This window comes from Thermus albus (genome assembly GCF_022760855.1).
Taxonomy (GTDB): domain Bacteria; phylum Deinococcota; class Deinococci; order Deinococcales; family Thermaceae; genus Thermus; species Thermus albus.
The window spans coordinates 55,125-76,429 of the sequence record NZ_JAKTNR010000010.1 but is presented as its reverse complement, the minus strand read 5'-3'; the positions used below and the strand labels follow the sequence as shown (position 1 = coordinate 76,429).

The following is a 21,305-nucleotide window of genomic DNA, read 5'->3' as shown; positions in this document are numbered from 1 at the left end:
AGCAGGCAGCGCAAAGAAAAAACTACCAGACCAAAACAAAACTGTCAAGGGGGGTGGGGGATCTTGGGGTAAGCTAAAGCCGTGCGCGGCCTACTGGCACGGCTTCTCCTAAACACCCTGGCCCTTTGGGTGGTGAGCCTGGTATACCCGGGGGTCTCCTTTACCCCAGGAGCGGGCCTTCTGGATTATCTGGTGGCGGGGGCCATATGGGGACTGGCCAACGCCCTACTGCGGCCCATTCTCCTTTTCCTAACCCTACCCTTAAACCTCTTGACCCTGGGGCTTTTCACCTTGGTGGTCAACGGGATAGTGCTCTACCTGGTGGCCCAGGCCACCGCCCTCGAGGTGCACGGATTCACCGGGGCCCTGATTGGAGCCCTGATCCTATCCCTGGTGAGCCTTTTCCTTACCTGGTTGTTGCGCGATTAGCGGTTTTCCATCACGTAACGGGAAAGCTCCTCAATCAGGACCTCCTGCTCGGTGATGATGGCCTTGACCGCATCCCCAATGGAGACCACGCCCACCACCTTGCCTTCCTCCAGAACCGGAAGGTGCCGCATGCGGTGTTCGGTCATCAGGCGCATGGCCTCCTCCAGGGAGGTCTCGGGGGTCACGGTGACCACCTCAGGGGTCATGACCTCCTCCACCCGGGTGTCCTTGGAAAACCGGCCCAGGAGGACCAGTTTCCGGGCATAGTCCCGCTCGGAGAAGATGCCGAGAAGCCTATCCCCCTCCATAACCAAAAGGGCCCCGATGTCGTGCTCGGCCAGCTTCCTGAGGGCCTCCAACACCGTGGCCTGGGGAGGGATGCTATACACCATTCCCCCCTTGCGCACCAAAACCTGCCGAACGGTCATAGAACCCCCTTTCCTTTAGGGGTTCATTATACCACACGAGGGACGAGCTTATCGTACGGTGAGCACCGGCCCTACCGCGTGGCGCACCACGTGTTCGGCGGTGCTCCCCAGGACCAGGCGGCGCACCGGCGCTCCCACGGCCAAAAGATCCGTGGGCCCCTGCAAGGACAAAAGATGCTCAGCGGGATCCCCGGAGAAGGCTAAGGATTCCACCCGTATCCCCTGGTCTTCTAGGTAGGACTGGGCCTCGAGGGCCCAAGACCCCGCCTGCACAGGATCGTCGTGGACGCTCACCACCCGCACGGGAAGTCCCAGGGGCTTGGCCAGACTGGCCAAGGTGTGCAAAGCCCGCACCGCACTCTCCGAGGCGTTATAACCCAAGATGGCGCCCGCAATCTCCACGTAGTCGGTGGGAGCCACTAAAACCGGGGTGGGCGAGGTTCTTAGAACCCTATCCACGGTACTTCCTAACCCCACGAAGCTACCCCCATGGGCCTCCCCACTCCGGCCCATCACCAGAAGATCCGCCGTCCGGGCGTGACGGAGGATGACCTCGTGAGGCAACCCGGTTTCCAGGAAGACCTCCACCTGAAGCCCTGCCTCCTCGGCGCTTTTGCGAATGCGCTCCAACACCGCCTCACCGTGAGCGGATAGGGCCTTCTCCAACTCCTCCCGGTGGGCAGGAATGGGCACGGTAAGAGCCCCGAAGTCCAAAAGCTCCAGCACCCGCATCAGGCGGATATCCCGCACGTAAAGGGCCACCAGCTTGGCAGGGAGTTTGTAGCAAAGCCACTCCGCCAACACCTCCGCCCCCCGGGCCTGGGGCGAGCCGTCCGTGGCCAGAAGAATCCTCATGGGACCATCTTAACGCCCCCCGCCCTGCGCCAAGCCCGGCTCCCTTACCCCTTGGGCCAAGGCCCAGGCGGGCAGGATCAAGACCCCTAGGGCCAGGAGGACCGGCATCACGCCAAACACCTCTATCAGGTGCCCTATGGGGGCGTAGAAAAGCCCGGCAAAACCCCAGGTAAAGCCCATGAGAAGACCTGAAACCGTGGCCGTCTGGCCGGGTTCCAGCTCCTGGGCCAAGGCCACGGCCACCGGAATGCCTGCGTTCATCAAGGCCCCGGTCAGGGCCAAGAGCACCAGGTAGGACGCACCTCCGGGGGGCAGGAAAAGAAGGCCCAGATACAGGGGAAGCCCGAAGGTCAAGGTCCCCACCAACACCGCCTTCCGTCCCAGGCGGTCGGAAAGGGTACCCCCCAGGAAGGCGCCCAAGGTGGCGGAGAAACTGTAGGTGGATAGGCTTAGGGCGATGTAGGCATCGGAAAGGCTCCTCTGGGTAAACCAGTAGGGCAAGGTGGTGGAAAAGCTCATAAACACCAGGCTCCGCAAGGTGGCCATCCCCCATAGCCGGGCCACGTCCCCGCGAAACACCCTTAGGAAGTCCTCGAGGCTTGCAGGCCTCCCTTGCCGCCGCACAGGGGGGAGGCGCAAAAGCAACAGGGCTGGAAGCAGGGCCAAAGGGGTAAGCCAAAAAAGCCCCTTAAGCCCCCAGACTCCCACGGCAAAAAGGGCCACCACCGGCCCCAGGGAGAGGCCCAGGTACCCCGCCGAACCAAAAAAGGAAAGCCAAAACCCCCTCCGCTCCTTGGGGGCGAACTCCCCCACCAGGCTTGCCCCCGAGGCGTGAAAAAGGGCCGAACCCAAGCCGGAAAGTCCCAGGACCAAAAGGAGCGCCTCAAACCGGGGCCACAGGCCCAAAGAACCCATACCCAGGGCCACCAGCACCGGCCCCAGGGCCGCCAGAAGCCTCCGGTCCAACCGGTCGGCGATGAAGCCAGCCAAAGGCTGGAAAAGGCTACCCGTTAGGGAATACACCGACACCAAAAGCCCCACCGTGCCCAAGCCCACGCCGAAGTGGGCCATTAGCTTGGGCAAAAGGGGGGTGAGGAAGTTGGAGAAGAGGTCGTTGACGGTGTGGAGCCAGGCCAAGAGAAGAGGCAGCACCCTCCCATGCTAAACCCCTTTCTCATGGGGAGTGTGTTACAATCCCTTCGTGCTTGTGGGCTTTCCGGTTGGCGGGGGAAAAAAGAAAATGGCGCGCCCGAGAGGACTCGAACCTCTGACCTTCGGCTCCGGAGGCCGACGCTCTATCCAGCTGAGCTACGGGCGCACTCAGCGGGAAGTATCCTAGCACGCTAAGGAGGAGGCGGTCAAGTGTTCGGTATCAGCAAGAAAGCCATCACCATCCTTTTTGGGCTTCTGGCCTTGGCCTTCGCCGTGGGGGCCATCCTCCTTTTCACCCCCCAAGCGGGGCAGCAGGCGCGGGGCAAACCCGTGCTGTGGGTGAACGGGAAGGCGGTTTACGAGCTGGACCTGCTAAGGCTCCAGGGGAATGACCCCCTCTACGCCGCAAACCCCCAGGGGCTTCTTAAGACCCTGGTGGACACCCACTTCCTGGAGCAGGTCATCCTCACCGAGGCCCTCAAGCAGGACGCGGCGCGGATCCGGGTGGGCAGCGCCGAGGTGCGCAAGGAGGTGGATCGCATCCGCGAGCAGTTTGGCCTTAAGGAGAAGAAAGCCTACGAGCAGTTCCTAAACCAGATAGGCTACACCGATGCCCAGCTTCGCTCTGAGATTAAAACCCAGCTGCAAATCCAAAAACGCCTGGAGCAGGTCCGCTCCGCCGCCAAACCCACCGCGGAAGAGGCCCGCTTCTACTTTGAGGTGCACCAAGAGGACTATAAGGGTGAGCCCCGCCTCAAAGCCCGGCAGATCGTGGTGGACGACGCCAAGCTGGCAGCGGAGCTCCTGGCTAAGGCGAAGGCTGGGGAGGACTTCGCCGCCTTGGCCAAGCAGCACTCCAAGGTGGGCGCTGAGCAAGGCGGGGCCCTGGGGGCGGCACCGGGGGAAAGGGAGCCCAAACCCGTCACCAAGGTGGTCTTCCCCGAAAAAGTGGCGGAAGCGGTTTTCGGCCTGAAGGGGCCCGGGCTGGTGGGGCCCATAGAGGCCGGGGGTCGCTACTACCTGGTGCAGGTGGAGGAGTACCTCCCGGCAAAGGCACCCTCCTTTGAGGAGGTCAAGGACCGGGTGGAGAAGGATGCCCAGGAGGCTAAAGGGAATGGGGCCCTCGAGGGGTATATTGAGGAGCTTCGCCAAAAGGCCCAGGTACGCTTTGCAGAGGACAGCCCCTACAGCTACAAGAATCCTCCCGTGGCCAAGGTGGGCAGCCGGGAGATCCTGCTTTCCCAGGTCCTGCAGCCGGTCTTCTCCAACCAGCAAACCGCAGCCCTCATCCAGCAAGGCCTAGGGGAGCTGGCCGTCCAGTTCTTCCTGCCCCAGACCCTGGAAAGCCTCATTGAGCGGGAAATTCTGGTGGAGGCGGCCAAGAAAAGCGGCAAGCCCTTTATCGGCTCCAAGGATGACATAGCCCAGGCCTATCTCCTCTACGAGACCCGGGGCCTTACCGCCACCGAGGAGGAGGCCCGTAGGTTCTATGCGGAAAACCCCGCCCTCTTCACCATCCCGGCCAGCGCGGAGGTCATAGGGGTGGTCTTCAAGGCGGAGGCCAAGGCCAAGGCCTTCCGGGAGGCGGCCTTGAGGGGTGGCGACCTCCAGGCCCTGGCCAAAGCCCAGGAAGGCACCGTCACCGAGTACGGCACCGTGAACCCCAACCAGCTCCCCGCCGTCTTGGACCGCCTGGTCTTCAAGGTGAAGGAGACCTTCCCCAAAGGCCCTCTGGGAGAGGTCAGCGAGGTGGTGAAGCTGGAAGATGGCACCTTCGCGGTGCTTCTCATCAAGGACCGCAAGCCCGAGGTGCTCAAGCCCTTCAGCGAGGTGGTAGAGGAAGCCAAGCAGCGGGTCATCCTGAACAAGCGCCAGCAAAAGGCCCAGGCCCTGGTTCAGGAGCTGCGAAAAGCGGCCAAGATAGAAAACCGCTTGGGCCAGGTGCTGGCGGAACTGACCCCCAAAACCCAAGAGCCTGAGACCCCCCCTGCCAAAGAAACCCCGGAGGAGGCTCCGGCCAAGCCCTAAGCAGGTGGGCCCTCGAGGAGGTCCCCGTTATGCGGACCTCCTCGTTTTTTTTAAGATGAGGCCATGGATGTACCCAAACTCCTCACCCTTTATTACGAGGAGCGCCCCGACCCCACGGACCCGCTGCAACGGGTGGCCTTCGGCACCAGCGGCCACCGGGGCACCAGCCTCAAGGGCACCTTCACCGAGGTCCACGTGCTGGCCATGGCCCAGGCCATCGCCGACCTCCGGGCCTCCTTTGGGGCCACGGGGCCCCTCTTCCTGGCCAAGGACACCCACGCCCTCTCCGAGCCCGCCTGGGCCACGGTTCTCTCCGTACTGGTAGCCAACGGAGTGGAAGTGCGCCTCGAGGAGGGCTACACCCCCACCCCCCTGGTCTCCTTGGCCATCCTGGAGCACAACGCCCAGTACCCCGCCAAGGCGGACGGCATCCTCCTCACCCCCAGCCACAACCCCCCGGAGGACGGCGGCCTCAAGTACAACCCCCCCACGGGTGGCCCCGCCGACACCCGCATCACCAAGGCCATAGAGGAAAGGGCCAATGCCCTTCTCCAGGAGGGGCTAAAGGGGGTAAAGCGCCTTCCTTTTCGGGAAGCCTTAAAACGGGCCAAGCCCTTTGACTACCCTGGGCTTTACGTGGAAAGGGTGAAGGAGGCCGTGGACCTAGGGGCCATAAGGGCGGCGGGCCTCCGCCTGGGGGTGGACCCTTTAGGGGGCGCAAGCCTTAGGGTGTGGGAGCGGCTTGCCGAGGCCTACCACCTCAACCTGGAGGTGGTGAACCCCACCCTAGACCCCACCTTCCGCTTCATGCCCCCAGACCACGACGGCAAAATCCGCATGGACTGCTCCAGCCCCTACGCCATGGCGGGCCTCCTGGCCCTTAAAGACCGCTTTGACCTGGCCATCGGCAACGACCCCGACGCCGACCGCCACGGGATCGTCACCAAGAGGGGCCTTATGAACCCCAACCACTACCTGGCGGCCGCTGTCCACCACCTCTACACCACCCGCACCTGGCCAGGGGCCAAGGTGGGCAAGACCGCGGTGACCAGCGCCCTTTTGGACCGGGTGGCCAAGGCCTTAGGGCGGGAGGTCTACGAAACCCCTGTGGGCTTCAAATACTTTGTGGAAGGCCTCCTGCAAGGCTGGCTAGGCTTCGGCGGGGAGGAAAGCGCCGGAGCCAGCTTCTTGCGCTTTGACGGCAGGCCTTTTTCCACGGATAAGGACGGGATTCTCCTGGGGCTCTTGGCGGCGGAGATCCTGGCCAAGCGGGGGAAGGCCCCCGATGAGCTCTACGAGGAGCTGGCCGAAAACCTGGGCCGGCCCTACTACACCCGCAAGGACCTTCCCATCTCCCCTCTGGCCAAGGCCAAGCTGGCCCGCCTCTCCCCCGAGGACGTGAAGGAGAAGGAGCTTGGCGGGGAGCCCATCCTGGCCATCCTTACCCGGGCCCCCGGGAACGGGGAACCCCTGGGAGGCCTCAAGGTGGTAACGGAAAACGCCTGGTTCGCCGCCCGCCCCAGCGGCACCGAGGACGTGGCCAAGGTGTACGCGGAAAGCTTTAAGGGGGAGGAACACCTAAACGTGGTGCTGGAAGCCGCCATGGCCCTGGTGCACAAGACCCTAGGCTAAGCCCTCATCCCTTGACGGCGCCGGCGGTTAGTCCGGCCACGATACGTTGCTGGAAGATCAGCACCAGCACCACCAGGGGCACGGTTACCACCACGCTGGCGGCCATGATGGAACCCCAGGGGATCTCAAAGGGCGTGGCCCCCCCAAAGCTGGCGATGGCTGGGGGAACCGTTTTCACCTTATCCCCTACGGTGAAGGTTAGGGCGAAAAGGTACTCGTTCCAGGCAGCGATGAAGGCCAGAAGCCCCGTGGTCACCAAACCCGGACCCGTAAGGGGCAGCATGATGCGCACCAGGGTCTGCAAAGGGGTGGCCCCGTCCACGTAGGCCGCCTCCTCCAGCTCCCGGGGTAAACCTTTGAAGTAACCTACCAGGACCCAGACGGTAAAAGGGAGGGTGAAAAGAAGGTAGCTGAGGATAAGGCCCATATGGGTGTTGAACAAGCCCGCCTGGCGGAGCAGCATGAAAAGCCCTCCCAAGACCGAGATCTGGGGGAACATGGTCATAGCCAGAACCAGGTAGAGCACAGCATTCCTGGGAGGGAAGGGCAACCTACCCAAAGCGTAAGCGCCCAGCACCCCAAGGACCAGAGAAAGGAGGGTGGCCCCGCCGGCGACCACCACGGAGTTCAGCAGGTTGCGGCCAAAGTTGGCCTGGAGAAACACGTTCTTGTAATGGTCCAGGGTAAAGGGCAGCGGCAAAAAGTTGGGATCGCTGGCAAAAAGGGCGTCGGAGGGCTTGAAGCTGGAGATCACCGCCCAGTAAAAGGGAAAGACGCTATACACCACCACGAATACCACCAGTAGGTAAAAGAGCAGGCGATTTCCAAGGCGAAGCCATGTCCTCATTGCAGAGCCTCCCTACCCAGGGTCCGCATATAGGCCACCACAAAAAGGAAAATTAGGACCAAAATCGCCACGCTTATGGCCGAGCCATACCCCAAGTCCTGGAAATCTATCAAGGTCTGGCGGTTGTAGACGGCCAGGGTACGGGTGGCCGGGTTTACGCCGCTCATAACGAAGATCACGTCAAACACCCGTAAGGCATCCAGGGTACGGAAGATGAGGGCTACCACCAAGGCGGGGGTAAGAAGGGGGAGGGTAATGGTCCAGAACTGCTGCCAACGGGTGGCCCCGTCAATGCTAGCCGCCTCGTAAAGCTCCTCGGGAATTAGCTGAAGGCCGGCCAGGAGGAGAAGGGCCATGAAGGGCGTGGTCTTCCACACATCCACGGCGATGATGGCGGGCAGAACCAGCTCGGGCCGTGCCAGAAAGGCCACCTTTTGCGACAGAATGCCCAGCTTCACCCCCAGGATGTTGATCACCCCGTAGACATCGTGTAGCATCCACTGCCACATCTTGGCGGAAACCACCGTGGGGATAGCCCAGGGAATAAGGATGGCGGTGCGCACCAAGCCCCGACCCTTGAAGTTGGAATGGATGACCAAAGCAATGGCCAATCCCAAAAGAGTTTCCAGGCTGACAGAAAACACAGTGAACTTCACCGTGTTCCATAGGGCTTGGCGGAAATCAGGGTCCTGGAGAAGGTAAAGGTAGTTCTTGAACCCCACAAACTCCGGAGGCTCTACAAAGGCGATGTCGGCCCGGAACAAGGACCAGTAAAAGACCTGGGCCAAAGGGTACCCCGCCACCAACACCGCCACCAAAAGGGTGGGCAGGACCAATAGCCAGGCTAAGCGCACCTGCCGTTGCGTCAGCATGATTTGAGGATAAGCCCCGGGGGTGCTCCCCCCGGGGATGGGAGGAAGGCTAGCGCAGAATGCGGCGCAAGCGGCCCTCGAGGTCCCGAACCGCCACCTCCCCGGTCTTTTTCCCGGTTAAGACGCTATGCACCTCGGTCCAGATGGCTTCGGATACCTGGTTGTACCTGGCCCCGGCCACATCCGAAGGCCGGGAAACCGCATTCTGGAAAACGGGAAGGAGGTCGCGGAACCAGGGGTTCTTGGCCAGGACGTCCCGGTCGGTGTAAAGGGCCGGGCGCGTGGGCAGGCGGGAAAGCCGTACAGCATTGTCCTTTTGCACCTCGTAAGAGGCCAAGTACTTCACCAGGTCCGCAGACTCTTTGGGATAGCGGCTATAGGCAGAGACCATGAGCTGCCATCCCCCCAGGGTGGCAGCGTTGGGAGCGTCAGCACCCCCCTTAGGCAACACCGTAACCCCGAACTTACCGCGGATGGGACTCCCCTCCCCCTGCCCCAGGGCGTAGGCGTAGGGCCAGTTGCGCATGAAGAGGGCATTGCCCTGCTGCCAGACGTTCCTGGCCTCCTCTTCCGCATAGGCGGTTACCCCTGAAGGGGCAATGGTGCCCACGAAACGCCGCACGGTGTTGAGGGCCAGGGCAGCCCGGCCGTTGTTGACGCTGATGGTGCCATCGGGTTCCACAATGCGCCCACCCTTGTGGGAGTAAATCCACTCCAAGGCGTCGCAGGTGAGGCCCTCATAGGCCTTGCCCTGGAAAACAAAACCCCAGAAGTCGCGGTTGCCCGCCTTACGCTCACCCTCGATGACCTTTTGGGCCATCTGCTCCAGCTCCACCCAGGTAAGGGGTGGGTTCTTGTAGCCGTATTTCTCCAGCAAGTCCTTGCGGTAGTATAGGATGCCCGCATCGGTAAAGAAGGGAATGGAGGTGAGTTTGCCGCGGATGGTGTTGTTCTGGACAATACGGGGGAAAAATTCCTTGAGCTCGCTCTCGGAGAAATACTGCTTGAGGTCAGCAGCGTGGGGAGCCACGATGCCCGGCCAAATGACGTCGATCGTATAAACATCCACATCCGGGCTCTTAGCCGCCCAGTACTGCTGGTAGAGGGCCAAGCGGTCGTTGGTGTCCGCAGGGGAGTCAACGTACTCCACGCGGGTACCTGTCTTCTTACCCCAAGCCTCCACCATCTCCTTCATCCAACGGCCACCTTCGCCCACCGCGGTGGAGTCCCCGGCCACGCGGATAACCGGACCCGCCTGGGCCCGGACCGCTGCAGGGCCCAAAACGATGCTGGCAGCCAACCCTACCCCTGCCTTCTTAAGGAACTCCCTACGCCTCATATCAACCTCCTATGGAAGCTTTTCCAGCGTGGATTTTAAACCCCATTTACACCCTCTGTCAAGGCTCTGCATCCCCTTTCAAAGCAAGTCCCCGGGGGAAGCTCCCCCGGGGAGCTACCCTCTAAGCTTAGATGGCTGGGAAAGCGAAGCTCTCGAAGCCAAGTTCCGCTACGGCAAACCAGCGATACTGCTCCTCCCGGAACTTCTTCCAAGCGGTGTAGACCTTGCGGTAGGTGGCGTCCTTCGCCGCCTCCTCCTCGTACCAGTCAAAGGCTGCCTTCTGGGCTGCCTTCATGACATCCGCGGGCCACTTGCGCAGGCGCACCCCCGCCCGGATGAGCCGCTGCAGGGCAGGAGGGTTCACCTGGTCGTACTTGGCCAGCATGGCGAGGTTCGCTTCGGCCGCCGCCACCTCCAGGGCCTGCTGGTACTCCTTGGGTAGCTTCTGCCACTCCTTCAAGTTGATGTAGAAGGAGAGCTGGGGCCCTGGTTCGTGCCAGCCGGGGTAGTAGTAAAACTTCGCCACCTTGTGGAAGCCAAGCTTCTCGTCGTCGTAAGGTCCCACCCACTCGGCGGCGTCCACCACGCCCCGCTCCAAGGCCGGGTAGATGTCCCCACCCGCCAACACCTGAGGCACCACCCCAAGCCGGCTCATCACCTGGCCACCTGGGCCAGGAATGCGCATCTTGAGCCCCTTAAGGTCGGCCAGGCCCTTGATCTCCTTGCGGAACCATCCCCCCATCTGGGCACCGGTGTTGCCCCCGGGGAACTGGATGATGCTGAAGTCGGCGAAGATGGGGCGGAAAAGCTCAATACCGCCCCCGTAGTACATCCAGGCGTTCTGCTGCCGGGCGGTGAGGCCAAAGGGGACCGAGGTATCAAAAGCCAAGACCTGGGCCTTGCCCACGAAATAGTAGCTGGCGGTATGGCCGATCTCCACCGTGCCCTGTTGCACGGCATCCATCACCTGTAGCCCGGGCACGATCTCCCCGGCCTGGTAGGGGCGGATTTGGAACCTCCCGCCGGTTAGGGCGGAAACCCGCTCCGCTAGGACCTCTGCCGCCCCGTAGATGGTGTCCAAGCTTTTAGGGAAGCTGGAGGCCAGCCGCCACCTCACGCTGGGCTGGGCCTGGGCAAAGGCTGGTCCGAAAGCCGCGCTGGCCGCTACGCCGATACCTGCTTTCTTCAAGAAGTCACGCCGCTTCATCTTTGACCTCCTTAGCGGTCCGGGGGGATTATACCCCACCTGGGGGTAGGAGGCGCAAGCCCCTTCCGCAACTTCTTGCAGTCCAGCGGCTAGCGGATGTAAAAGTAGGTCTCCGCCACCTGGTAACGGCGGGCCCCGGAGGTTTCCAAGTACAGCCTTAGCCGGGCATCCCAGTCAGTGAATACCCCTTCCAAGCGCAGGCTCCCGGGATGGGTATCCGTGTAGATGGCCCGCACCCGCTGGAGCCCTCGAGGCGGCGTGACCGTGTAGCGGTAGGCCCCCGGGGGCAGGACATGGGTGCCCCGGCCCAGGTAGAAGCGGTCAAACTCGTAGGTGCGCCCGTCGGGATCTATGGCCACCAGGCTTATCCAGCCGGGTTCAGCCAGGGTGAGGAAGAAGCGCACCTCCTCCCCCACGTAATAGGTGGCCCCTGCCCCCCGGTCCGGCTCAAAGCGCAGGATGGCCGGGGTGAAGTCCAAGCGGTAGCTTACCGTGACCCCCTCGAGGGTCACGGTGCAGGCGGAAAGTAGCCCCACCAAAAGAAGGCCCAAAAGCCGCATACCCACCTCCTCCTCCAGCTTAGCCCTAAGGGCACCTACTCCCCTTCAGAAAACCTTAAGGGAGCTTGGGCCACAGGGGAAAAGCGCCTGCGGTGCACAGGGGAGGGCCCCAAGGTCTTAAGGGCTTCCCGGTGCTCTGGGGTGCCGTATCCCTTGTGCTGGGCAAAGCCATAACCAGGGTAAAGGCGGTCTAGCTCCTCCATGAGCCGGTCCCGGTGCACCTTGGCCAGGATGCTGGCCGCAGCCACGCTGGGGCTATGCTGGTCCGCCTTGGGAGGAGCCAGGAGGGGCAAGGAGGTGGCCACCTGGAGGTAATCGGTGACCAGGGCCTCCGGAGGAGGGTGCAAAAGGGCCAAGGCCCTTTGGGCCGCAAGGAGGGTGGCCCTTAGGACCCCCAGTCGGTCCACCTCCGCCACCTCCGCTACCCCCAAGGCGTAGGTCAAGGCCACCCCCTTCACCTCCTCCGCCAGGCGCTGGCGTTCCTCAGGCCTTAGAAGCTTGGAATCCCGAAAGGGGTAGCGGCCAGGCGGTAGGATCACCGCCCCCACCACGATGGGCCCCGCCCAGGCTCCCCGGCCCGCCTCGTCTATCCCGGCCACCCTTAGGCCCATGGCCCAGAAGGACGCCTCGAGGCCCTCCATCCCTTGGCATTATGCCTCTCCCCCAGGGTTGACACCCCCGGTTATATTCTGGATACACTTTATATATGCTCCCCCTTGCCCTCCTTATGGCATCCGCGCTGGCGCTGGGCCTCTCCCTAGCCCAGGAGGTGGTGGTCCAGACCCCCCTGGGCCCAGCCCAAGGCCAGGTGGAAAAGGGAGCCATCGCTTTCTATGGGCTTCCCTATGCAGAGGCGGGCCGCTTCCAAGCCCCTAGGCCCGTGGCCTCCTGGCCCAAAGGGGTGGGGAAGGAAAGGCTCTCCTGCCCCCAAAGACCAGGCACCACTGCCCGCCTAGGAGGGTACATCCCTCCGCAACAGGAAGACTGCCTGGTCCTTAACCTCTTTCTACCCCTAAGGCCCCCACCCCCAGGGGGGTTCCCGGTGATGGTTTACCTGCACGGGGGCGGCTTCACCTCAGGAAGCGCCGCCGAGCCCCTTTATGGGGGGCACCTCTTAGCCCAGGAAGGGGTGGTGGTGGTCTCGGTGAACTATCGCCTGGGGCCCTTGGGGTTCTTGGCCCTTCCCGCCTTGGCCCAAGAAGACCCTCGGGCCGTGGGCAACTATGGGCTTTTAGACGTAATAGAGGCCCTCCGCTTTACCCAGCGCTACATCCCATTCTTTGGCGGCAACCCGCAGAACGTCACCCTCTTCGGGGAATCGGCGGGGGCCATGCTGGCCTGCGCCCTGCTGGCCACCCCGGAGGCCCAAGGGCTATTCCACAAGGCCATCCTCCAATCGGGAGGGTGCCAAGAGGTGCGCCCCTTGGAGGGAGACCTCGCCTTTGGGGAAAGGTGGGCCAAGCGCCTTGGCTGCCCACCAGACGACCTGGTCTGCCTAAGGAGCCTTCCCCTGACGCGCCTTTTCCCCAGGGAACCCCCCCCGGGGCCCCCCGACATCACCGCCTCGGCCCTGGGCTTTCCCCTTTCCCCCTATAAGCCCCACCTGGGTCCCCTGCTTCCGGAAAGCCCCGAGGAGTCCCTAAGAAAGGGCTGGGCTCGAGGCATCCCCCTCCTTGTGGAGGCCAACGGGGAAGAGCTTAGCTTCCCCGGCCTAGCCAGGCTTTTGGGACCCAGGTCCTGGGAGGAGTTCGGCAAGAGACTCGCTGCCCAAGGCCTTTCCCAAAAGGCCCAGGAAGCCCTAGTCGCCGCCTACCGGAAACGCTTTGCCGATCCTCAAAGGGCCTGGGGGGAGACCCAGACGGACCTTCTTCTCCTCTGTCCTTCCCTAAAGGCTGCGAGGCTGCAAGTCCCCTTTGCCCCCACCTACGCCTACCTCTTCACCTTCCGAGTCCCCGGCTTTGAGGGTTTGGGAGCCTTCCACGGCCTGGAGCTGGCCCCCCTCTTTGGAAACCTGGAGGAGATGCCCTTTCTGCCCCTTTTCCTCAGCGCCGAGGCCCGGGATAAGGCCAGGGTTTTGGGGAAGCGCATGCGCCGCTACTGGGTGAGCTTCGCCCAGGAGGGGGAACCCCGAGGCTGGCCCCGCTGGCCCCAGTATGGGGAAGGGTACCTCCTACGGCTGGACGAGCCCCCAGGCCTCCTCCATGACCCTTACCAGGAGAAGTGTGGTCCCCTCGAGGCCTTAGGGCTACTATAGGCACATGAAGCCCCGCGCCACCTGCCCCCTGGACTGCCCGGATGCCTGTAGCCTCCTCCTCACCCTGGAAGGGGGCCGCCTCGCCCGGGTGGAGGGCGACCCCCGCCACCCCATCACCCAAGGCTACGCCTGCGCCAAAACCTACCGCTACCCCGAAAGGGTACGGGAGCGCCTCCTCTACCCCTTGCGCCGGGTGGGCAGGAAGGGGGAAGGCCGCTTTGAGCGGGTTTCCTGGGAGGAGGCCCTAGGGGAGATTGCGGAACGGCTCAAGGCCATCCTGGACGCCTACGGGGGCGAGGCCGTTCTTCCCTACCACTATGCCGGCACCATGGGGCTCATAGAAAACCAGCACCCCTTGGCCTTTTTCCGGGCCATCGGGGCCAGCGAGCTAGAGGAAACCATCTGCTCGGCTGCGGGGAGCGCCGCCTGGGAGATGACCTACGGGCCTAAGCTGGGCCCCGATCCTGAGGAGGTGCCGGAGGCCCGTTACATCCTCCTTTGGGGCATCAATAGCCTTTCCACCAATAGCCACCTAACGCCCTTTCTCAAGGAAGCGAGAAGGCGAGGGGCCAAGGTGGTGCACCTGGACCCCTACGAGAACCTCACGAGCCGCTTCGCCGACTAGCACATCAAGCTTCGCCCGGGCACCGATGCCGCCTTAGCCTATGCCCTGGCCCACGTGCTCTTCCGGGAAGGACTGGTGGACTGGGAATACCTAAAGGAAGCCGCCACCGGGGTAGAGGATTTCCAAAGGGAAGCCCAGAACTGGACCCCAAGGAGAGCCGAGGCCCTCACGGGGGTGCCCAAGGAGACCATGGAGCGCCTGGCCCGGGAGATGGGGGAGGCCAAACGGGTTTTCCTAAGGGTGGGCTACGGCATGACCCGGCACCCCGGTGGGGGGAACGCCCTAAGGGCGGTGATCCTGCTCCCCGCCCTCCTGGGGGCCTGGCGCTACCCGGGGTGCGGGGCGTTGCTTTCCACCAGCGGGGCCTTTGCCCTCAACAAACGCTTCCTCGGGGGCAGGCACCTTCTAGAAGGAGATCGCCCCCACAAGGGCTACTTCCGGCCCAACCCGAAGGCGCGCCCGGTGAACATGAACCAGCTGGCAAGCGCCCTAACCCGGCTTGAGCCCCCCATCCGGGCCCTTTTCGTCTTCAACGCCAATCCCGCGGTGGTGGCCCCGGATTCGGGAAGGGTACGGGAAGGTCTTTTGCGGGAAGACCTCTTCACCGTGGTGCTGGAACAGGTCTTAACGGAAACCGCCCTTTACGCCGACTACCTCCTTCCCGCCACCTTCTTTTACGAGCACCCCGACCTCTACACCAGCTACGGCCACTACTACCTTTCCTGGAACGAGCCCCTGGGGGAGCCCGAAGGGGAAGCCAGGCCCAACACCTGGGTTTTCCGCGAACTTTCCAAGAGACTTGGCCTAAAGGAGCCCACCCTTTACTGGAAAGCAGAGGAGGTGGCGGAAAGCCTCCTCTCCACGGACCACCCCTATCTAAAGGGCATCACCTTGGAAAGGCTCAAGCGGGAAGGTTTCGTGAAGCTATCCCTTCCCAAACCCTTCCTCCCCTTCCAAAAAGGCCCCGTGCGCTTTAGCCCACCCCCTGAGGTCATTCCCACGAAGGCCCTTCCCGGCTACCCCTTAATCCTCCTCACCCCCCCGGCCCACCGCTTCCTCAACACCACCTACGGAAACATCCGGGCCCTTCTGGAAGCGGAAGGCGGCGAGCCCAGGCTTCTCCTCCACCCCCAGGACGCAAGGGAACGGGGGATCACCGACGGTATGCTGGTCTACATCCACTCCCCCCAAGGGAGGGTGGTGCGCAAGGCCCAGGTGACGGAGGCCCCCATGCCGGGCACGGTGGTCCTCGAGGGGACCTGGTGGGAGAAGTGGGCCCCGGATGCCAAGGGCATCAACCACCTCACCGCGGAAACCCTCACCGACTTAGGGGGTGGCAGCACCTTCCACTCCACCCCGGTGGAGGTGGAGCCCCTCCGCCTGGCCTGATTGCCGCCTGGGCTACGGTTTTGCTACCCTGGTTGGGTGCAGGTGCCTAAGCCCCTTAAGCACGCCGTGGCCCTGGCCGCCTGGTCCCATAAGGGCCTCCTCCTGGTGAAGCGCCCCGAGGAGGACCCCGAGTTCGGCGGGGCCTGGGGCCTGCCAGCGGTGAGCCTAAAGGAGGGGGAAAGCGTGGAAGAAGGGGCCTTGAGGGTGGGCTGGGAAAAACTGGGCTCCCCCGTGGAGGTTCTCCAGCCCGTGGCCTTCGGGGTGGAGGATCGGAGGGCCTACACCCTAAGGCTTTGGGTGGTGGAGGCCAGGCTCCTCACCGAGCCCCTCCTGCCCGAGCCCCAGCCCGGGAAGACCTACTACCGCGCCTACCGTTTCGGCACCCCTCAAGACCTTAAGGAGGCCGCCAGGGAAGGCTCCTTGTGCAGCCGCCTCTACCTGGCGGTGAAAGGCCTTTGCCCATAAGCCATGGAAACCCTGCTTCTCGTAAACCTATTCCACGAGCTGGCCCTAAAAGGGGGCAACCGCCCCTTTTTCCTGAAGAGGGCCAAGGCCCATGTGAAGCGGGCCCTAAAGGGCCTTAGGGCCCAGCTGGAGGCAGCGTGGCCCATGGCTCTTCTCTTTCACCTGCCCGAGGAAGCCTGGCCCGAGGCTAAGGAACGCCTACAGGACACCCTGGGGGTGGAGGGCTTCGCCCGGGTCCTGCGCACGCCTCCGGACCTGAAGGCCCTCGAGGCCGCCTTGGAAAGGGTTTTGGAAGGAGAGCGCTTTTTAAGCTTCCGCATCACCGCCAAGCGCTCCGACAAAACCTTCCCCCTCACCTCCCCCGAGTTGGAGCGCCTGCTTGGGGCCTTTGTCAAGGAGAGGACGGGGGCCAGGGTGCAGCTCAAGGGGGCGGAAAGGGAGTTCGTGGTGCGCATCCTGCCCCATGCCGCCCTTCTGGAGGTGGAGCGCCACCCAGGACCCGGGGGGCTTCCCCCTGGAGTCTCGGGAAAGGTGGTGGCCTTGCTCTCTGGGGGGATTGACTCCCCGGTGGCCGCCTACCGCCTCATGCGCCGGGGGGCCGAGGTAGTCCTGGTGCACTTCCACCCTTTTCCTCTCCTCTCCGGGCAAAGCCGGGAAAAGGCCAAGGCCATCGCCGAGCGCCTGGCCCGCTTCCAGCACCGCCTTACCCTCCACCTGGTCCCCTTCAGCGAGGTGCAAAGGGAGATCATCCTCAAGGCCCCAAAAGCCTACCGGGTGGTCCTCTACCGCCGCTACATGCTCCGCATCGCTGAGGCCATCGCCAAGGAGGAAGGAGCCTTGGCCCTTTGCACAGGGGACAGCCTAGGCCAGGTGGCCTCACAAACCCTGGAGAACCTCCATGTGGTCAACCAGGCCGCCACCCTCCCCGTATTCCGCCCCCTGATCGGTTTTGACAAGGTGGAGATCAAGGCCCAGGCGGAGCGCATCGGCACCTACCCCATCTCCATCCTCCCCGACGAGGAGTGCTGCATCCTTTTCGCCCCCAAGCACCCCGTGACCCGGGCCCAGCTTTCCGTGGTGCTGGAGGCGGAAAGCCGGTTGGATGCGGAAGCCCTCATCGCCTTGGCCCTGGAGGACCGGGAGGTGGTGCGCTACACCTGGCCGGGGCAGAAAACCCTACCGGAAGCCTCCGAAAGGCCCCCTATAATGGGGCATGGACCTCTTAACGGCTAAAGCCCTGCTGGAGCGGGGCGAAACCACCCCTCTGGCCCTTTTGGAAGAGGCCCTGGAAAGGGCCCGGGCCTTCCAGGACCGCAACGCCCTAGCCTACCTGGACGCGGAAGGGGCCAAGGAGGAAGCCCAGCGGCTTACCGAGGAGCTGAGGCAGGGAAAAGTCCGGGGACCCTTGCACGGCATCCCCCTCACGGTGAAGGACCTCTTCCCGGTAAAGGGCATGCCCACCCACGCCGGAACCCGGGCCCCCCTGCCCCCCCTGCCCGAGGAGGCCCAGGCGGTGAGGCGCCTGCGGGAAGCCGGGGCCCTCATCTTCGCCAAGACCAACATGCACGAGATCGCCCTGGGTATCACCGGGGAAAACCCCTGGACTGGCCCCGTGCGCAACGCCCTGGACCCCAGCCGCCAAGCCGGGGGAAGCAGCAGCGGAAGCGCCGTGGCCGTGGCCTTAGGAATCGGCCTGGCCTCCTTGGGCTCGGACACCGGGGGGTCCATCCGCATCCCCGCCGCCTTTAACGGGGTGGTGGGCTTCAAACCCTCCTATGGCCGGGTGAGCTTGAAAGGAGCCCTGCCCCTATCCCGCTCCACCGACCATGCGGGGCCCATCGCCAAGACGGTACGGGATGCCCACTTCCTCACGGAGATCCTGGCGGGGGAGAGCATTCCTTTAGAGGGCCCGCAAAACCCCACCTTCGGCGTGCCCCTGGACTTCCTGGAGGGCCGTCTGGGGGTGGGCGTGCGCCGGGCGTTCCAAAGCCTTTTGCAGGATCTGCCCTCCCTAAGGGCCGAGGTGAGGGAGGTGTCCCTACCCCTTCCCGGGGTCTATGAGGTCTACACCCGCCTGGTGCGCTACGAGGCCGCCCGCATCCACGAAAAGGCCTTAAAGGAACATGCGGAAGGTTTTTCGCCTCAGGTGCGGGAGGCCCTTTTGGCGGGGCTTTCCCTCACGGAGAAGGACTATCGGGATGCGGTGGCGGAAAGGGAGGCCTTGCGCCTGCAGTTGGTAAAGGCCCTGAGGGGGGTGGATGCCCTCCTCCTTCCCACCCAGCCCCTACCCGCCCCCCCCTTGGGCACGGAGGAGGTGGAGCTGGAGTCGGGGAGGAAGAGCCACCGGGAGGCCTTCATCACCCTTACCCTGCCCTTTAGCCTCCTGGGGGTGCCCACCCTAACCCTGCCCTTCGCCCGGGTGGAGGGGATGCCGGTGGGGCTTCAGGTGGTGGGCCCCTACGCCGAAGATGGCCGGGTGCTGGCCATCGGGGGCTGGCTCGAGGCCCGGCTAAAGTAGGGCATAGAGCAGGCCCAGGGTCAGAAGGGTGAGGGGCAGGCCCAGGCGGAGGTGCTCCCAAAGACCAATCCTCACCCCCTCCCTCCCCGCCCCCTCGGCCACGATGAGGTTGGCCACGCTGGCCAAGAGGGTCAGGTTCCCCGCCAGGGTGCTCCCCCCCGCCAGCAAGAGCCAGTCCTGTCGGTCCTGGACCAAGGGCGCCAAGAGCAACACCGCCGGCACGTTGGAGACCAGAAGGGAAAGAAGGGCAGCGCCCAGAAGAAGCCCCCAAGGGGTAGCGGCCAAGGGCAGGAGGTGCTCCACCAAGCCTAGCCTCCGCACCCCCTCGGTGACCACAAAAAGGCCCGCGAACATCACCAGAAGCTCCCAGTCCACCCTCATGAAGTACCGCTCCGAGCGGAGGCGGCGGGTAAAGAGGAGAAGCCCCGCCGCCACCAAGGCCCCTTGGGCCATGGGGTAACCTAGGATAAAGGCCAAGAAAAGCCCAAAGGCCACCCAAAGCCCCTTGGTCAAAAGGGGGCGGTGCAACCGGTAGCGCAAGGGGGGCATGGGGGGAAGAGGTTCCAACGAGCGCACCTCCGGGTAGAGGAGGGCCAGCAGAGCCACTTGAAGAAAGAGGCCCAAGAGGGCCACAGGCCAAAGGGCCGAAACAAACCCCAGGTAGGAGATCCCGGAGAGGCTTGCCACCACGATGTTTTGGGGGTTTCCCGTGGGGGTCATGAGGCTTCCCGTGTTCACCGCCGCCATGAGGGCGAGGAGGTAGGGAACGGGATGGAGCCCCAGGCCCCGGGTGAGGGAGAAGACCAAGGGGGTGAGGAGGAGGGCCATGGTGTCGTTGAGGAAAAGGGCGGAAAGGAGGCCGCTTCCGAAGGTGAGGAGAAGGAGGAGGGAAAAGGGCGTCCTAGCCCATCGCAAAAGCCCCTCCGCCGCCAAGCCAAAGAAGCCGGCATAGCCCAGGTGGGCGTTAAGCACCATGATGCCGAAGAGGAAGGTGAGGGTTTTGGCGTCCAGGGCCTCCCAGGCCTCCTCGAGGTCCAAGGTCCCCAAGAGCACCAAAAAGCTGGCCCCCACCAGGGCCACCCCGGCCCGGTTCATGCGGTATCCGGGGAGCCCCCCTAGGGCCAGGCCCAGGTAGGTGAAGAGGAGAACCAGGAGGCTAAGCCCTTCCCTTATCTCCTGGGAAAACACCATAGAGCTTCTCCTCCAACCTAGCCCTTACCCGGGGCCACTCCTCCCGCAGGACGCCGACTGCCCAGTTCACCCGGCCGGGCACGTACCGGCCCCTAAAAACTTCGGGGAAAACCCACATGCCACCCATTATGGGACCCGCCGGGCCCCTCGCGCGGGAACCCAGCCGGAACCGGCTTGGCCCTTAGGATCTGCGATCTTCCCCACCTTTACATGGGAAAACGCATCCGGACCTTTTTCCAAGGCTGGTAGTAAAATGGTGGCGAAAGGAGGTTAACTCATGAAAAAAGCTTTGGCTTTGCTTTTTCTGCCGCTCTCTTTAGCCTTAGCCCAAAACGTCACCATCACCTACTGGCAGTACGAGTTCCGCAGCAAGGTGGAGGCCATCAACGAGCTCATCCGCCGGTTTGAGGCTCAAAACCCTGGCATCAAAGTGGTCCACCAAACCTTTCCCTACGATGCCTTCCAGCAAAAGGTGGCCGCTGCTATACCTGCGGGCCAAGGGCCGGACGTGGTGAACCTGTACTATGGCTGGGCCCCTACCTGGGTCAAGGCCGGGTATCTGGTGCCCCTGCCCGATGACTGGATCCAGCGCCTGGACCGAGACTTCGTGGCCATGGCCCAGGCCGCCAAAGTGGGCGGAAAACTTTATGGAGTACCCACCGCGGTACGGAGCCTGGCCCTTTTTTATAACAAGGACCTTTTCCGCCAGGCGGGGATTGCCAACCCTCCCAAAACTTGGGAGGAGTTTATCGCTATAGGTCAAAAACTCACCGTAAAACAAGGTGGGCGGTTCGCTCAAATCGGCTACGGGATCGCCCCCGATGGGCAGGACCATCACCTGGTCCGGGAGGTCCTGGTGCGACAGTTCGGAAGCAAGCCCTACTCCGATGACGGAAAACGGGTCCTTTACCAAAACGAGGCTGGGCTTAAGGCTCTCAGCTTCTATACCGACTGGGTGCGCAAACACGAGATCGGGGTCCCCGGTTTCTTCCCCGGAAACAACGGCTACCGGGACGGGTTCATCGCAGGCAGGATCGCCATGATCGTGGACGGCTCTTTCGCCATCGGTACCATCCAACAAGGAGCCCGCTTCAACTTTGGAGTGGCGGAGTTGCCCTTGGAACGGGCAGGAGGGCGAAAGGCCAACTTCGGCTCCTTCTGGATGCACGGCCTCACCCCTTTGGCCACCGGGCCCAAGCGGGAAGCCGCCCTTAAGTTCCTGGCCTTCATCACCTCCGAGGAAACCCAGCGCTACTGGCTGGAAAAGGTGGGGGAACTCCCCGCCAGCAAAAACCTCATCCGGGACCCCAAGCTTTCCCTCCATCCCGTCTATGGCCCCTTCGTGCTGAGCCTGGCCTACGCCAAGGCGACCCCCTTTGTGGACGAAGCCGCCCAGCGCAAGGTGATGGTGGACGCCATCAACCGGGTTCTGCTCCAGGGCATGGACCCCGCCCAGTCGCTTAGGATAGCCGCCGAGGAGGAGCAAAGGATACTGGACCAGTTCTGGAGGTAGG

18 protein-coding genes, 1 tRNA gene and 1 pseudogene are annotated in these 21,305 nt (G+C 63.4%); 9 read left to right on the top strand and 11 right to left on the bottom strand.

Features of this window, described 5'->3' with window-relative positions; all coding sequences use genetic code 11:
- Positions 1-81 precede the first annotated feature (81 nt).
- Entirely contained in the window at positions 82-429 is a 348-nt protein-coding gene (locus L0D18_RS10160) for a phage holin family protein (protein ID WP_243028815.1), read from the top strand.
- On the opposite strand, the gene L0D18_RS10155 is transcribed toward L0D18_RS10160, so the two are convergent.
- The 4 genes from L0D18_RS10155 to L0D18_RS10140 form a co-directional block, all read right to left on the bottom strand.
- Positions 426-857, bottom strand: a complete 432-nt coding sequence (locus tag L0D18_RS10155; protein WP_243028813.1) for a CBS domain-containing protein — start codon at positions 855-857, stop codon at positions 426-428. The genes L0D18_RS10160 and L0D18_RS10155 overlap by 4 nt on opposite strands.
- A gap of 48 nt (positions 858-905) precedes the next feature.
- Positions 906-1,712, bottom strand: a complete 807-nt coding sequence (locus tag L0D18_RS10150; protein WP_243028811.1) for a universal stress protein — start codon at positions 1,710-1,712, stop codon at positions 906-908.
- Positions 1,713-1,721: 9 nt separating this feature from the next.
- Complete coding sequence (locus tag L0D18_RS10145) at positions 1,722-2,864, bottom strand: MFS transporter (protein WP_243028810.1); 1,143 nt, start codon at positions 2,862-2,864, stop codon at positions 1,722-1,724.
- Positions 2,865-2,953: 89 nt separating this feature from the next.
- Positions 2,954-3,030 (bottom strand) — tRNA-Arg (locus L0D18_RS10140).
- A 44-nt stretch (positions 3,031-3,074) separates the two neighbouring features.
- Here L0D18_RS10140 and L0D18_RS10135 point away from each other — a divergent pair.
- Entirely contained in the window at positions 3,075-4,892 is a 1,818-nt protein-coding gene (locus L0D18_RS10135) for a peptidylprolyl isomerase (protein WP_243028808.1), read from the top strand.
- 63 nt (positions 4,893-4,955) lie between these two features.
- Positions 4,956-6,524, top strand: a complete 1,569-nt coding sequence (locus tag L0D18_RS10130; RefSeq protein ID WP_243028807.1) for a phosphoglucomutase — start codon at positions 4,956-4,958, stop codon at positions 6,522-6,524.
- Positions 6,525-6,528: 4 nt separating this feature from the next.
- Here L0D18_RS10130 and L0D18_RS10125 read toward each other — a convergent pair whose 3' ends face one another.
- The 6 genes from L0D18_RS10125 to L0D18_RS10100 form a co-directional block, all read right to left on the bottom strand.
- On the bottom strand, positions 6,529-7,371 hold the full coding sequence (locus L0D18_RS10125) for a carbohydrate ABC transporter permease (RefSeq protein ID WP_243028806.1): 843 nt from the start codon (positions 7,369-7,371) through the stop codon (positions 6,529-6,531).
- Complete coding sequence (locus L0D18_RS10120; protein WP_243028805.1) at positions 7,368-8,243, bottom strand: carbohydrate ABC transporter permease; 876 nt, start codon at positions 8,241-8,243, stop codon at positions 7,368-7,370. Before L0D18_RS10120 ends, L0D18_RS10125 begins: the two co-directional genes overlap by 4 nt.
- A 49-nt stretch (positions 8,244-8,292) precedes the next feature.
- Positions 8,293-9,582, bottom strand: coding sequence for an ABC transporter substrate-binding protein (locus tag L0D18_RS10115; RefSeq protein WP_243028803.1), 1,290 nt, complete (start codon positions 9,580-9,582; stop codon positions 8,293-8,295).
- 127 nt (positions 9,583-9,709) lie between these two features.
- Positions 9,710-10,789 (bottom strand): TRAP transporter substrate-binding protein, encoded by a 1,080-nt coding sequence (locus L0D18_RS10110; protein ID WP_243028801.1) that lies wholly within the window; start codon positions 10,787-10,789, stop codon positions 9,710-9,712.
- An 89-nt stretch (positions 10,790-10,878) separates the two neighbouring features.
- Positions 10,879-11,349, bottom strand: coding sequence for a DUF4384 domain-containing protein (locus tag L0D18_RS10105; RefSeq protein ID WP_243028799.1), 471 nt, complete (start codon positions 11,347-11,349; stop codon positions 10,879-10,881).
- A gap of 35 nt (positions 11,350-11,384) precedes the next feature.
- Positions 11,385-11,990: a ribonuclease HII gene (locus L0D18_RS10100; RefSeq protein ID WP_243028798.1), complete on the bottom strand. Its 606-nt coding sequence runs from the start codon at positions 11,988-11,990 to the stop codon at positions 11,385-11,387.
- 65 nt (positions 11,991-12,055) lie between these two features.
- Between L0D18_RS10100 and L0D18_RS10095 the strand changes: the two genes are divergently transcribed.
- From L0D18_RS10095 to L0D18_RS10075, 5 genes and pseudogenes are all read left to right on the top strand, one after another.
- Complete coding sequence (locus tag L0D18_RS10095; RefSeq protein WP_243028796.1) at positions 12,056-13,603, top strand: carboxylesterase/lipase family protein; 1,548 nt, start codon at positions 12,056-12,058, stop codon at positions 13,601-13,603.
- 4 nt (positions 13,604-13,607) lie between these two features.
- Positions 13,608-15,617, top strand: a pseudogene (locus tag L0D18_RS10090) (molybdopterin oxidoreductase family protein).
- Between the two features lie 36 nt (positions 15,618-15,653).
- The gene (locus L0D18_RS10085; protein WP_243028794.1) at positions 15,654-16,082 is read left to right on the top strand and encodes an NUDIX hydrolase; all 429 of its coding nucleotides are present in this window, start codon (positions 15,654-15,656) and stop codon (positions 16,080-16,082) included.
- A 3-nt stretch (positions 16,083-16,085) separates the two neighbouring features.
- Positions 16,086-17,315, top strand: a complete 1,230-nt coding sequence (thiI, locus tag L0D18_RS10080) for a tRNA uracil 4-sulfurtransferase ThiI (RefSeq protein ID WP_243028793.1) — start codon at positions 16,086-16,088, stop codon at positions 17,313-17,315.
- A complete protein-coding gene (locus L0D18_RS10075) occupies positions 17,296-18,600 on the top strand; it encodes an amidase (RefSeq protein ID WP_243028792.1) in 1,305 nt (434 codons plus the stop codon). The genes thiI and L0D18_RS10075 overlap by 20 nt, the downstream gene beginning before the upstream one ends.
- Here the strand turns inward: L0D18_RS10075 and L0D18_RS10070 are convergent.
- Positions 18,592-19,791, bottom strand: coding sequence for an anion transporter (locus L0D18_RS10070; protein WP_243028791.1), 1,200 nt, complete (start codon positions 19,789-19,791; stop codon positions 18,592-18,594). The genes L0D18_RS10075 and L0D18_RS10070 overlap by 9 nt on opposite strands.
- Before the next feature lie 277 nt (positions 19,792-20,068).
- Between L0D18_RS10070 and L0D18_RS10065 the strand changes: the two genes are divergently transcribed.
- Positions 20,069-21,304: an extracellular solute-binding protein gene (locus tag L0D18_RS10065; RefSeq protein ID WP_243028789.1), complete on the top strand. Its 1,236-nt coding sequence runs from the start codon at positions 20,069-20,071 to the stop codon at positions 21,302-21,304.
- Position 21,305: the final 1 nt, after the last annotated feature.

Coding starts and splice junctions, on each gene's coding strand:
- L0D18_RS10155 (WP_243028813.1), bottom strand. CDS start 857: ATGACCGTTCGGCAGGTTTTGGTGCGCAAGGGGGGAATGGTGTATAGC.
- L0D18_RS10150 (WP_243028811.1), bottom strand. CDS start 1,712: ATGAGGATTCTTCTGGCCACGGACGGCTCGCCCCAGGCCCGGGGGGCG.
- L0D18_RS10130 (WP_243028807.1), top strand. CDS start 4,956: ATGGATGTACCCAAACTCCTCACCCTTTATTACGAGGAGCGCCCCGAC.
- L0D18_RS10125 (WP_243028806.1), bottom strand. CDS start 7,371: ATGAGGACATGGCTTCGCCTTGGAAATCGCCTGCTCTTTTACCTACTG.
- L0D18_RS10120 (WP_243028805.1), bottom strand. CDS start 8,243: ATGCTGACGCAACGGCAGGTGCGCTTAGCCTGGCTATTGGTCCTGCCC.
- L0D18_RS10115 (WP_243028803.1), bottom strand. CDS start 9,582: ATGAGGCGTAGGGAGTTCCTTAAGAAGGCAGGGGTAGGGTTGGCTGCC.
- L0D18_RS10110 (WP_243028801.1), bottom strand. CDS start 10,789: ATGAAGCGGCGTGACTTCTTGAAGAAAGCAGGTATCGGCGTAGCGGCC.
- L0D18_RS10105 (WP_243028799.1), bottom strand. CDS start 11,349: ATGCGGCTTTTGGGCCTTCTTTTGGTGGGGCTACTTTCCGCCTGCACC.
- L0D18_RS10100 (WP_243028798.1), bottom strand. CDS start 11,990: ATGGAGGGCCTCGAGGCGTCCTTCTGGGCCATGGGCCTAAGGGTGGCC.
- L0D18_RS10095 (WP_243028796.1), top strand. CDS start 12,056: ATGCTCCCCCTTGCCCTCCTTATGGCATCCGCGCTGGCGCTGGGCCTC.
- thiI (WP_243028793.1), top strand. CDS start 16,086: ATGGAAACCCTGCTTCTCGTAAACCTATTCCACGAGCTGGCCCTAAAA.
- L0D18_RS10075 (WP_243028792.1), top strand. CDS start 17,296: ATGGACCTCTTAACGGCTAAAGCCCTGCTGGAGCGGGGCGAAACCACC.
- L0D18_RS10070 (WP_243028791.1), bottom strand. CDS start 19,791: ATGGTGTTTTCCCAGGAGATAAGGGAAGGGCTTAGCCTCCTGGTTCTC.
- L0D18_RS10065 (WP_243028789.1), top strand. CDS start 20,069: ATGAAAAAAGCTTTGGCTTTGCTTTTTCTGCCGCTCTCTTTAGCCTTA.